This window comes from Alkalinema sp. FACHB-956, assembly GCF_014697025.1.
Lineage (GTDB): Bacteria > Cyanobacteriota > Cyanobacteriia > Leptolyngbyales > Leptolyngbyaceae > Alkalinema.
The window spans coordinates 25,628-37,704 of record NZ_JACJRC010000030.1 but is presented as its reverse complement, the minus strand read 5'-3'; the positions used below and the strand labels follow the sequence as shown (position 1 = coordinate 37,704).

At 53.4% G+C, this 12,077-nt stretch carries 8 protein-coding genes; 3 read left to right on the top strand and 5 right to left on the bottom strand.

Annotated features, from left to right (window positions below):
* Nucleotides 1-386: 386 nt before the first annotated feature.
* Complete coding sequence (gene petD / locus H6G21_RS21655; protein ID WP_190575860.1) at nt 387-866, bottom strand: cytochrome b6-f complex subunit IV; 480 nt, start codon at nt 864-866, stop codon at nt 387-389.
* A gap of 174 nt (nt 867-1,040) precedes the next feature.
* Nucleotides 1,041-1,688 carry a cytochrome b6 gene (gene petB, locus H6G21_RS21650; RefSeq protein WP_190575858.1) on the bottom strand — a complete coding sequence of 216 codons (648 nt, stop codon included), beginning with the start codon at nt 1,686-1,688 and terminating at the stop codon, nt 1,041-1,043.
* Nucleotides 1,689-2,120: 432 nt separating this feature from the next.
* Between petB and ctpA the strand changes: the two genes are divergently transcribed.
* Nucleotides 2,121-3,362, top strand: coding sequence for a carboxyl-terminal processing protease CtpA (ctpA, locus tag H6G21_RS21645; protein ID WP_190575856.1), 1,242 nt, complete (start codon nt 2,121-2,123; stop codon nt 3,360-3,362).
* 65 nt (nt 3,363-3,427) lie between these two features.
* Here ctpA and H6G21_RS21640 read toward each other — a convergent pair whose 3' ends face one another.
* A complete protein-coding gene (locus H6G21_RS21640) occupies nt 3,428-5,188 on the bottom strand; it encodes an NAD-binding protein (protein WP_190575907.1) in 1,761 nt (586 codons plus the stop codon).
* Nucleotides 5,189-5,344: 156 nt separating this feature from the next.
* Between H6G21_RS21640 and H6G21_RS21635 the strand changes: the two genes are divergently transcribed.
* On the top strand, nt 5,345-6,592 hold the full coding sequence (locus H6G21_RS21635; RefSeq protein ID WP_190575905.1) for an HD domain-containing protein: 1,248 nt from the start codon (nt 5,345-5,347) through the stop codon (nt 6,590-6,592).
* 136 nt (nt 6,593-6,728) lie between these two features.
* Here H6G21_RS21635 and ctpB read toward each other — a convergent pair whose 3' ends face one another.
* Nucleotides 6,729-8,054, bottom strand: a complete 1,326-nt coding sequence (ctpB, locus tag H6G21_RS21630; protein ID WP_190575854.1) for a carboxyl-terminal processing protease CtpB — start codon at nt 8,052-8,054, stop codon at nt 6,729-6,731.
* Between the two features lie 587 nt (nt 8,055-8,641).
* Between ctpB and H6G21_RS21625 the strand changes: the two genes are divergently transcribed.
* A complete protein-coding gene (locus H6G21_RS21625; RefSeq protein WP_190575853.1) occupies nt 8,642-9,613 on the top strand; it encodes a hypothetical protein in 972 nt (323 codons plus the stop codon).
* Here the strand turns inward: H6G21_RS21625 and recJ are convergent.
* Entirely contained in the window at nt 9,610-12,057 is a 2,448-nt protein-coding gene (recJ, locus tag H6G21_RS21620) for a single-stranded-DNA-specific exonuclease RecJ (protein ID WP_190575850.1), read from the bottom strand. The genes H6G21_RS21625 and recJ overlap by 4 nt on opposite strands.
* Nucleotides 12,058-12,077 lie beyond the last annotated feature (20 nt).

Sequence of the window (12,077 nt, the reverse complement as noted above, 5' to 3'; positions counted from 1 at the left end):
AAAGAACGTTTCATGCCTTGTCTCATGCCTAGCCTATCGAAATCAGGTGCTATGGGAATTCAGAACAGTCTTCAGAACAGAATGCTGAGCCGTATATTCTCTCTAGTCTACCCTCCCAAAATTCAGATCGGGGGTGACTTTTGTGCTTTTACCTTTTGGACTTCTACCTTTTGTGTTTTTACACCGGATGTCGCCCCTCGACCGGATGTTCAAATGGTGATCAAGGAAAATTGAGCCAAAAAATAATCGTCTGAATAACCCTAGCGGCTATCCAGACGATTGAATTTAATCAAACTAGATTAGGTTTCCCTTGAAAAAAGGATTTCAGAGATTGATATCACTGAGATACGACTTCTAAGGATAACCAATCCTTACAGACCCGGCAATTACAGACCTAAGGTCAGCGCCTTGTCCACAGGGAAGATTGCGCCAGCACCTAAGTACATCGAAACAGCCGTCCCAAACAGGAAGACAGCCATAGCGACGGGGCGACGGAAGGGATTTTGAAACTTGTTCACATTTTCAATGAAAGGAACCGTAATCATTCCTAGGGGGACAGACGACATCAACACAACGCCTAGGAGCTTGTTAGGAACAAGGCGCAGAATGTTGAAGACAGGGTACAAGTACCACTCGGGCAAAATTTCCAAGGGGGTTGCAAAGGGGTTAGCAGGCTCACCCACCAGTGCAGGATCTAGAACGGCTAACCCGACACACAGGGCGATCGTGCCCAAAATTACAACGGGGAAGATGTAAAGCAGGTCGTTGGGCCATGCGGGTTCACCATAGTAGTTGTGACCCATACCCTTCGCTAGCTTCGCACGCAATACGGGATCGGTTAGATCCGGTTTTTTTAAAGTTGCCATTGCGAAAAGGCTCTCCTCAAAATCTGGAAGTCGGCAAACAGATAATTGTGAATTGTCTTGATCGATCTTTGGGCCGGATTGAAGAATGGTATGCTCCAGCACGCAGAAAGTTTTTTCTTTGGATACGACCATACCAGGTCATTCCAAGCCCTGTAAAGCAGACTAACCAGCGATTTATAGAGGGCCGGAAATGCCTTGCTTCCGAATCATCAAGAAGTGAATCAGCATGAAGACGGCGATCAGCCAAGGCAGCACAAATGTGTGAGCACTGTAGTAGCGAGTCAGGGTTGCTTGACCAACACTAGCACCACCCCGTAGCAGGTCGGCAATCAGCGTCCCAACGACAGGAATCGCTTCGGGCACACCGGATACGATCTTGACCGCCCAGTAGCCAACCTGATCCCAAGGGAGGGAGTAACCGGTCACACCAAAGGAGACGGTGATGACAGAAAGAATCACGCCACTGACCCAAGTCAACTCACGGGGTTTCTTGAAACCACCCGTCAGGTAAACCCGGAAAACGTGCAGAATCATCATCAGCACCATCATGCTGGCAGACCAACGATGGATGGAGCGAATCAACCAGCCAAAGTTGACTTCGTTCATGATGTACTGAACGGAGCTAAACGCTTCAGCTACGGTGGGCTTGTAATAGAAAGTCATTGCAAATCCAGTGGCGAACTGGATTAAAAAGCAAGTCAGCGTGATTCCACCCAGGCAGTAGAAAATATTCACGTGGGGCGGCACGTACTTGCTGGTTACGTCGTCAGCGAGCGCCTGGATCTCTAAGCGCTCCTCGAACCAGTCGTACACGTTTGCCATAGTCGAGAGCGTTCCTAAAAATGATTGCTGTTCATAAAAAATGTAACACACCTTAACCCCTCAAGGATCCCTCATAGCCGGGATCAGCTGCCGCTTGAGCGATCAGGTGCGGACTTGGCAAGGGAAAGCGGATAGGTTAGTTTATGAAGAAGTATGAAGTTTCTCAGAAATTGTCAACCCATCGACGCTTCTTCAAGGGGGCCTTTTGCGGGGTACTGCGGAGCCGTGATGGTGCGATGACTCGACGATCACATGTTCGTTTATTCCGTGAGTGGGTCAATCTAGAGCGTACTGCGATCGGTCTGAAGCCTCTCACCCGTGGAGTCCAATTGCTCAGTTGTTAGATGAGGTTTTTGCCCCAGTTCCTTGCCAGTTCTTCGATCACGGGACAGGGTAGGCAGAACGTTCGGTTACCGTTTACTATCAAAAGCTATGGGAAAATATGTTGCCTGGTCTCGATCGCTGATTGTTTCGCTGCTAGCTGTTGTGATTTCCGTGCTGGCCTTTGCAGGGTCAGCCCAAGCGCTCACGGAGGAACAACGGTTTGTTAATGAAGTGTGGCGCATCATCGATCGGGCCTATGTGGACGCGAGTTTTAACCATCAGAATTGGTGGGCGGTACGGGAAAAGTTCTTGAAGAAAGCACCTGAACATCGCGAACAAACCTATGTCCTCATGCAGGAAATGCTGGGGCTGCTCGGGGATCCCTTCACCCGCATTATGCAGCCAGAGCAATACCGCAGCCTGCAAACCAGTACTTCCGGTGAATTGACTGGGGTGGGGTTGCAGATTTCCCTAGATACCGATACTCAACGACTGAAGGTGATTGCGCCGATCAGTGGGTCTCCTGCCGCGAAGGCTGGCATTCAACCAGCGGACGCGATCCTAGAAATTGATGGGCTATCGACACAGGGGCTGAGCCTCGATGAAGCCGCAGGGCGGATGCGCGGCAATATTGGCAGCATCGTGAGCCTCAAGGTGCAGCATGGCAATGAGCCGATCAAGGAATACAACATTGTCCGCGATCGCATTGAGTTAAATCCGGTCATTGCAGACCTGCGCACCCAGCCCAATGGACAAAAGAGTGGCTACATTCGTCTAACGCAGTTCAATGCCAATGCAGCCACGGAAGTAGCACAGGCCATCAAGCAACTGGAGCGCCAAGGAGCCAGCAGCTACATTCTGGATCTACGCAATAATCCGGGGGGGCTGTTGCAGGCCGGGATTGAGATTGCCAAGCAGTGGATCGACAATGGCACGATCGTCTATACCGTCAACCGCCAAGGAACCCTAGGTAGCTTTGAAGCGGCGGGTAAGGCGCTGACTCAAGCCCCGTTGGTTGTGTTAGTCAATCAAGGCACGGCCAGTGCTAGCGAAATTTTAGCGGGGGCTTTGCAGGACAATGGCCGCGCCATCATTCTGGGCGAGAAAACCTTCGGCAAGGGGTTGATTCAATCTCTGTTCAACCTATCCGATGGATCGGGGCTAGCGGTCACCGTAGCGAAGTACGAAACGCCGAACCATCGCGACATTAACAAGCTGGGGATTACCCCCGATCGCGTTGTGCCCTTGCAGGCGATCGCGCCGGAGCAATTGGGCACCGATGGCGATCCGCAATACCGAGCCGCATTGGATACCTTGCAATCCCAGTCGTTGCTAGCGGGAATTTCCTAGCTCGGTCTGATTCGATTATCCCAACAGATGCCTGGGCAAATGGCCTAACCTGCCTAGGCAAATGCCTAACCAATCACCGGAAGTTGCACCGATCGCCACAGTTCGTCTAGGCGGTGGGCCGGTACTGTCAGGTACAGGATATCGCCTACACTCAGGGATGCATCCAGCAGGGGCCACCCATGGATAGTTTGGTGAGAGGTTTCCAAGTAGAGCGGGACTAAATCACCCTGGATCGCAATCTCTTTGACCGGTTGACCGCAAAAGGGGTGATTCTCAGTTATCAGTGCTGCGAGGGCCACCCACAAATGGTTGCCCGTTAAGCCATTACCCAAAATCCGTCCCCCAAAGGCCACCGCTGCGAAGGAAGGAGCGGCTAGCTCCGTGGGACTGAGCACTGCTTCAAATTCGAAGACCTGCTGAGCCATGTGGGAAAAGCTGGGATCTTGATTGCGGACAATCACAGCCAACCGAGGGGATAATCCCTTTGCCGTTAGGGCAATTTCTAGATTCGCGGTGTCGTCACTGGTGACTGCGAGCAGAGCTTGGGCTGCATCAATGTGGGCTGACTGGAGGACATCAGCGAGATTGGCGTCCCCTTGAATTACAGGTAATTTGAGTTGGTGGGCGGTGCTCAAGAACCGACAATGGGGATCTCGCTCAATAATCACCACCTCATGGCCGCGATCGCGCAATTGTTTGGCAATCTGCATCCCAACGCCCCCCAACCCACAGACGATGTAATGCCCCGCCTGGGGAACTTGGGCCGCATCCCACAATTGATGGAAGCGGGTTCCCAGCACAAAGTCATTGAGTAAGGCGTAACCCACGCCAATGACTCCAGCTCCGACGAGCATCATGATGGCGGTGAACACTTTAATGCTGGGTGGGGCTTGTTCGGCAATGCGTTCGTTGCCCCCTGCGCCCGTAATCATGCCCACGGAGAAATAGAGCGCATCCTCCACCGATGTATTGAAGTTGATGCAAATGTAGGTCAGGGTAGCGATAAAAATGGTGCAAAACAGCAGCAGCAAGACCACGATCGCCGATCGGCCATGGGAGTGCAATCGTTTGAGAGAGGCGAGAAACTTGAGAACGGTTGCCTTGAGCGATCGCTGGGTCAGCCGTACACTGGGCTGGGTTGCCACAATTAAGCGATCTCCCACTTGTAACCGTTCCCCCCGTAGCATTGCTGACACCAGGTCTGTCGTATGATCCGCCGGGAGATAATAAATCAGCATACGAGCGCGATCGTCCCACAGTTCCTGTAAAAGCCGCCCCCGCCAAGGATGATCTGCCTCAATATGCTCTTCATGCATCGGCCAAGTTTGGTTAAACAATTTGAGCTGACCGATCGCCAAGTTGCCCAGCGCGGCGAAGGCAAAGACGGGAGCCGCTAACGCCGAGACACTCATGCTGGTGTGGTGCGCCAAGGTTTGATCGAGGCGATCGCCCAAACTGGTGTTGTAGAGTCGATTGACAATGCGAATGTGGGGATTGAGCACCCTGGCCTGCACCAAAACCGCTAGATTCAAGGCATCATCACTGGTAGCCAGTACCAACGTTTGGGCGTCTCGGATCCCGGCTGCCAGCAATGTGGACGCCGATCGTAAATCACCAACGATAATGTCGGGAATATTAATGTCGGGAATACTGGTGGAAATGGCGTCGGATCGAAGATTAGGTCTAGGGTTGGGGCTAGATTCCACTGCTCCTCCCACGACAGGATGGGTACTAATGCCGACAACGCCCAGCCCCTGTTGTTTCAGGAGCGTGTAAATCTTGTATCCTGTCTGACCCAAACCACAAACAATGATGCGCGGCTTCATGGCGGGGGGCTCCTTATCAGGGTCGCCCTTGGCCAACCCTAAGCTTAGGATTGATTGTCCTGTAGTCAGGGCCGAATCGTTGTAGCTCAAAGCACGGTTAGGTCTAAAACGCCCCCTTCCCGCCCATTCCCCCACCATGAGGTTGATCCAGTTGTGCTGACTGAACGGACTTACCACGATGCCCTCCATGGGGCCATTACCCTAAACGGGGCAGATTCCACGGAAGGGTTGCTGATTCGCTTAATTGATACCCCGGCCTTTCAGCGCCTGAGGCGTATCCGACAGTTAGGCCCAGCCAGCTTAACGTTCCATGGGGCAGAAGGATCGCGCTTTACCCATTCCCTGGGGGTGTTGGCCGTGGCTCGCCGTGCCTTCGATCGCCTCGCAGGGATGCATCCTCAATTGGAGCCGTTTCGATCGGTGGTTCTCTGTGCTGCGCTGTTACATGATATTGGGCATAGTGCCTTGAGTCATACCGGGGAAGAAATTTTTGGTACGCACCATGAACTGTGGACTGGCCGCATTTTGCAAGAGTCCCTCCCGATTCGCCAATTGCTCGATCGGTTCAACCCAGAACTGCTGCCCCAACTGGAAGCGGTCTATCACAAAAAACATCCCATTCCGCTAGTTTGGCAACTGGTCAGCAGTCAACTGGATTGCGATCGCTTGGACTACCTGATGCGAGATAGTTACTTCACAGGTGCCTCCTACGGTCATATTGACTTGGATCGGATTTTGCTAGCCCTGCGCTATGACCCCGTGACCCAACAACTCACGGTGGCGCAAAAGGGGATGGCCGCGATCGAACACTATTTGGTCGTGCGATCGTTCATGTATGCCCAGGTCTATAACCATCCGAAAAATTTAGCTGCAACTTGGACATTGGAGCGTCTATTTGTCCGGGCTCGGGATTGTTGGAGGCGGGGCGAACTCTGGGCTGATGAGGTGATGGCAGCTTGGTTAGAGGCGCGCGGGGATCAACTTTCGCTGGATAACTACCTGGCCTTGGATGACTATCGACTGCTCTATCACATTCAACGCTGGCAAGGGGAAGCGGATTCGGTATTAGCTGAGCTGTGCCGCCAGGTCTACGATCGGGACTTGCCCAAGGCGATCGAAGTGACGTCCATGGCCCCCGAACAGCAGCAGTCACTGCTGGCCCAAGCCCATCGTCTTGCCCTGCAACAGGGCCACCCTCCAGACGATGCGATCGGCATGCGGGTGGCCTGTAGTCGAGGCTATACCCTCTATCAGCGCGGCATTAACCTACAAACCACGCAGGGCTTGCAGGAAATCAGTGAACGATCGGCCCTCGTTCGCACGCTCATTCAACCGATTGAGCGAACCTACTTGATTTGCCCTCGGACGATCGTGCCACTTCTACAATTTGACCCTCCCTATTGACCCTCCATAAAAGAGACCCTCCATCGTTTCCCTCGAATCCCTGACCCCCATGACTGAGCAAAACTGCACCGCTCTGCTTCGGGTGAAGGCTTGAGAAAAACCTGGAAGGTCAAAATGTAGTTGAAGAGGGCTGGCTCTATTGAGCTAATAACCCACGGGTTGCAGGCCCTTGACCGAGATTTTGGTTGCTACTCTTGCTATTGGCAATTTGATCTAAGGCCGCGATCGCTCGAATGTACTGCGGATCCTCTAAAGTACCCAGTAACTTAGGATTGGTGTAGAGCTTGCGTTGTTGATCCGTGGACAAATCCAGAACAACATTCGGCTCGATGCCCTTATGGCTAATATCAGTCCCATTGGGTGTGTAGTAATGGGCGATCGTGACCGCTAGCCCTGCACCGCCAGAAAGGGGATGCACCGATTGCACAAGGGCTTTGCCAAAGGTCTGACTGCCCACCACTGTGGCTCGTTTGTTATCCTTCAGCGCGCCGGTCAAGATTTCGCTGGAGCTGGCGGAATTCTTATCGACTAAGACGGCAAGGGGCAAATTCGTTAAGGCTGTACGATTGGCAGCAATTTCTTCGCTGCCGCCTTTGCGATCGACGGTTTTGACAATGCTGCCTTGATCCATCCACATGCGGCTAATTTCAATGCTAGCTTGCAGCAGGCCACCGGGATTGCCCCGCAGATCCAGGACAAAGCTATCAACTTTTTCGGCCAGCAGCGATCGAATCGCTTGCCGCATCTGATCCGCTGCGTGGCTACTGAATTCACTTAAGCGAATATAGCCAATCCGGCGTTTCCCTTCCTGCTTGACGTTGTAGCGAACGGTTTGTAGCTCAATCCGAGCCCGAGTCAATGGCACATCAAACTCACTGGCTCCCGATCGGCCAATGCGCAGAACCACCTTAGTCCCTTCTTGCCCACGGATCAGACTAGAAGCATCATCCACTGTCATGCCCTTCGTGGATTTGCCATTCACCGCCAGAACCCGATCGCCGGTCTTCAAGCCTTCCTTCGCCGCCGGTGAGTTCGGTAAGGGTTCAACAATAGTCAAAGTCTTCGTTTGGCTATCCAGTTCCAATCGAATCCCAACGCCGGATAACTCGCCGGAGGTTTGACTGTTCAGCACCTCAAATTGCTTAGGATCCATAAAGCGAGTGTAGGGATCATCCAATTGCTTGAGGGCCAAGCGCAGGGCATCATAGGCCTGCTCTTTGGATGAATAGTCTCGACTTAATAAATCCTGACGAATGGCTTGCCAATCCTTCTGGTTAAAGGTCGGATCAACATACTCACGATTGACGAGCTGCCATGCCTCATCAATCACCACCTTAGGACTGTCTTGGAAGGATGCTTGGGCGGGGCGATTGAGGAGACCGGGCGTAAGAGTGGCACCAGCGAAGAGAGTTGTGCTGAGAAGCAACTGTGACAAGAAGGAACGTGGGATAAGGTGGTTCATTGGCTGCGATCGCAATAGTTAGGAACGGAATGGAAAACCGGACAATCCGTAGCAGCGCTGATAGCCCTCAGGTTTCAAGGTTAAGATTCATTAAGTTTGATACTTCTGCTCGATATCCAAAGCTTGATATCCAACTCCAGAACCCTGCATTGATGCTTGGGGACTTACACGAAAAGGAGACCAGTCAGCAATTTGTTTTCACCGACTTTTTACCATCACTCAAAAAGGTGAGAGCAATCCGGAGAAAATAACCTGTCCAAGAGTATTAGACATTCTGACGTCAGCAAGAAAAGCTGTGTGACGGTTTGACAAGTGTCTTGAATCAGTGTCTTGAATGAGTGACGATGTATCACGAAGAACATCTACCACCAATCCTACTTCAGTCAAAACCGGGCTGGGAAAATAAAAATAAGCTGCCTAGGATAAAAAATAAAATTACGGAAGTATGGCTAGTGTAGCAGTAACTTTTGGCAAAATGGAGGGCGCAGAAGCCGAAAGCTAATCAAAAGCCCTAAAGGGATTTCCTGTCTTTCATTTTCCTGCAAAGTTGCCTTGCATGATGTTGCCTGCATTACCACTGGAGTTCTATGGTTGGCAGTTACCGGGTTGGAAATCGCTGGAAAAATTTATGCTTCAGTCTAGCTAAGCTGGCGATCTCGGCAGGGGCACTGACGGGGCTAGTTGCCATGCAGCGCAGTCAGTTGCAACAGGGGGCCATGTTTACATTTTCGCCCGAGCAACTGAATCAGCAAGAGCGCTGGAAGTTAGAGGTTTTACAGCGATCGCCCACCTTTGGCTTTGACAACCTAATGGCGGACTGGGTTTTTCTGAACTTCCTTCAGTACGACGGGGATGAGGAAGCCCGCACCAAATTAGGCTATGAGTTAGCCCCCCAGTTTTTTGACTTAGTGACCCGCTGGGATCCGCGTTTTGTCGAGAGCTACCTCTTTTTATCGGGAACCCTGTCCTACCGGTTGGGAAAACCTGAGTTGGCCGTGGACTATATGACCCGAGGGACAGATGCCCTACAGCCCGATCAACACCCTCAAGCCTTCCTCCCCTGGCGGTTTAAGGCGTTAGATCAACTCCTGCTCCTAGGGGATGTTCCGGGGTCGATCGTGTCCCATGACAGGGCTGGTGATTGGGCTCTGCAATCCACCGATCCGGAAATCCGTAAAGTCGGGCCGTTGATGAAGCAGACCGCCGCGTTTCTCCAAACAGATCCCGATAGCCGGATGGTCAGACTTTGGGGTTGGAGTTCCGTCTTTGAACAAGCGGAAGCCACCCGCGATCGATCGACCCAGGAACGAGCCCGCCAGGATCTGTTGAAAATTGGTGCAGAAGAACGGAAGGATCCCGAAGGCAGAACCTATTTTGTTCTACCTTCAGCGAATAAACCCGCCGCGACAACCCAACCAGAAACCCCCGCCAGCCCGGATTCCCCACCGCCGTCAGAACCGGATTCTAGCAATCCCACAGAATCGCCTACGCCAGACGGGGCACAGCCATCCCCCCAGCCATCCCCAGCAGATTCCCCAGCGACGCCATCTACGCCCTAAACTCCTGAGCGCAACTCCAAGCTAATGGTTCTGTGGGCCAGGGTTTGCAGCAAGCTGAGCGGAACAGTCGCAAAATACTGGCGGCGAAAGGACTCTTCCTGCAAGGCTTGGAGAAAGGGCTGGCCTGCGATTTGCCAATCTCGATCGCGGGCGATCGTCCCTCCTGGGGGCTGCTCAGATGGCCAGGCCAGGGTTAAGCCTCGATCGCCGCTGATAATGTCTAACCCAAGCGTTTGTAAGGCTTGCAGCCCGATCCGCAGGGTGGAGGGCGTAATTTGTAGGTGATCGAGGAGCCGCTGCGGGGTAACCCAGGCTTGGGTTCGGCTGAGATATTTGGCGATGCCTAACAATTTCAGCCAGGGTTCGGTGCTGCTGGAGAGCGGCGAAGTTGAGTAAGCGATCGCGAGTTTTTTCTGCTCCTGGTAGGCTCTCCGGAACCAAGGTTTAAACGCGTCCCAATCGGTGGGACAGGTCGTCATGACTAAAATATCAGCATTAATGTCAGCATTCTGGTTTGGGGGGACAGGCTGATTTGACTGAGCCAGGGATCGCCAATCCAAGAGCCAATCGCAGGGGGCTCGATCGGACTCTAGGGCAGCAAGACTGCTTGGGTTGGGTAGCACATTGGGCCATGCTGTCGATTCAGCGATCGTTGCCCGCGATCGCACCTCAATCAACCGCACCTCATAGCACCGCTGGTAAACGTTGTTTTCCAGTTCCACCAACACCTCACAGCGGCCTGTGGGCAGTTCTTCTTTGTAATGGCCCCACCAACTGCCGGAAATGCCTTCTGGACAAGTTTCATCACAGAGGCGAAAGGTGGTGCGGATGTAGGTGACTTTTTTGTTTTGGCGATCGGTGAGGTTGCGGTGGGTGGCTTGGGTAAACCACACGTCCTTGAGCAGGAGCTGTGGGGGAGGATTGCCCATGCCGCAGGGTTCGATGCATCGCAGTTCGCGATAGAGATCCAACCCTAATTCTGCCACGGTGACTTGAAGATCGGCTTGGAGGGGGCGGGGGCCTACTCGATCGGCCAAGCTCTGTAAAGCCCGTTGATTAATGGCCTCGGCAAACAGGGGTAAATTTTCCACAACGAGACTCAAGCCGGCTGCGTAGGGATGCCCGCCAAAGCGATGGAGCAGGTGGGCTTGATCCTGCACCAATTCGTAGAGGTCGATTTGGTTGGCCGATCGGGCAGAGCCTCGGGCGATCGGCAGATCTCCAGCGGTCCTTTCAGCCGTGCTTTCCGTACTCAGAAGAATGGTCGGACGGCCAAATTCCTGGGCTACCTGGCTGGCGACCAACCCCAGCACGCCGGGGGGCCACTGCTCATCCCACAGCACAATCACTTGGGTGGTGGATAAATCAAGCTGGCGGACACGAGCGAGCACCTGCTCAGCCACTTCCCGTTGCAAGGCTCGCCGTCGTGTGTTGGCCAGTTCCGTTTGTTCCGCCAGTTGACGACATTGGGCTGCATCGCTACTGGTCAGCAGTTCGACACAGAAATGGGCATCCCCCTGAATGCGGCTGACGGCATTGATGCGGGGGCCAATGCCAAAGGAAATATCCGTTGCCCGATCGCCCGCCCGTTTGCAAAATTCCAGCAGATGAAAGAGACCAGGGCGCGTTGCTGTCGTGCGATCGGCCTGCTGCTTTAACTGGGCAATTCCCTGCTGGGCCAGATACCGACAATCGCCTTTCAGGTCTACCAGGTCCGCAATTAAGCCGATCACCACCAGGTCTAGCAGATGCTCCAACGGTTTTTCAGGCACTTGGGACAGGCGATCGTACAGAGCTTCCACCAACTTGTAGGCCACGGCAACCCCGGAGAGGGAGGCGAGGGGATGTTCTGGCGCTAAATACCGGGGATTGACGATCGCGCAGACGGGAGGGCGTTCCGGTGGCAGTGTATGGTGATCGGTCACAATCACATCGATGCCCAGTGCTTTGCAGTAGTTGATTTCCGTTAAATTCGTACTGCCGGTGTCGCAGGTGACGATGAGTTGAACGCCCTCGCGGTGGAGTCGATCGAGTCCTTGCGGGGAAAGCCCATGGGATTCCGTCAGGCGGTTAGGAATGTAGTAGGTCAGGCGATCGTGCTTGGCAAAAAACTGCCCTAACCCATCCCACAGGACCGCTGTGGCCGTCACACCATCCGCATCAAAGTCTCCCCAAATGGCGATTTTTTCCTGCTGCGATCGCGCTCGGACAAGGCGATCGATCGCCTCGGTCATTTCCGGCCCAAAGTCCAGCGCAGAGCAAGGTTGATACTGTTTGGGGTCTAACCATCCCGGCAGTTGATCCCGATCGCGCAAGCCCCGATTCCACAGCAATTGGGCGAGGTACTGACTCGGTAAGCCCGTCAACCTTTGGAGCGATCGCTGAAAATCCGCCGGTGGGACATCGGTGGCCAAAGTCCAAGGGGGTGACAGGGGCAGATTCATGGCAACGGGACTCCGGAAAA

Bases quoted from the DNA above. Each gene is read 5' to 3' on its own strand.
- petD (WP_190575860.1), bottom strand. From the start codon at position 866: ATGGCAACTTTAAAAAAACCGGATCTAACCGATCCCGTATTGCGTGCG.
- petB (WP_190575858.1), bottom strand. From the start codon at position 1,688: ATGGCAAACGTGTACGACTGGTTCGAGGAGCGCTTAGAGATCCAGGCG.
- ctpA (WP_190575856.1), top strand. From the start codon at position 2,121: ATGGGAAAATATGTTGCCTGGTCTCGATCGCTGATTGTTTCGCTGCTA.
- H6G21_RS21640 (WP_190575907.1), bottom strand. From the start codon at position 5,188: ATGAAGCCGCGCATCATTGTTTGTGGTTTGGGTCAGACAGGATACAAG.
- ctpB (WP_190575854.1), bottom strand. From the start codon at position 8,054: ATGAACCACCTTATCCCACGTTCCTTCTTGTCACAGTTGCTTCTCAGC.
- H6G21_RS21625 (WP_190575853.1), top strand. From the start codon at position 8,642: ATGGTTGGCAGTTACCGGGTTGGAAATCGCTGGAAAAATTTATGCTTC.
- recJ (WP_190575850.1), bottom strand. From the start codon at position 12,057: ATGAATCTGCCCCTGTCACCCCCTTGGACTTTGGCCACCGATGTCCCA.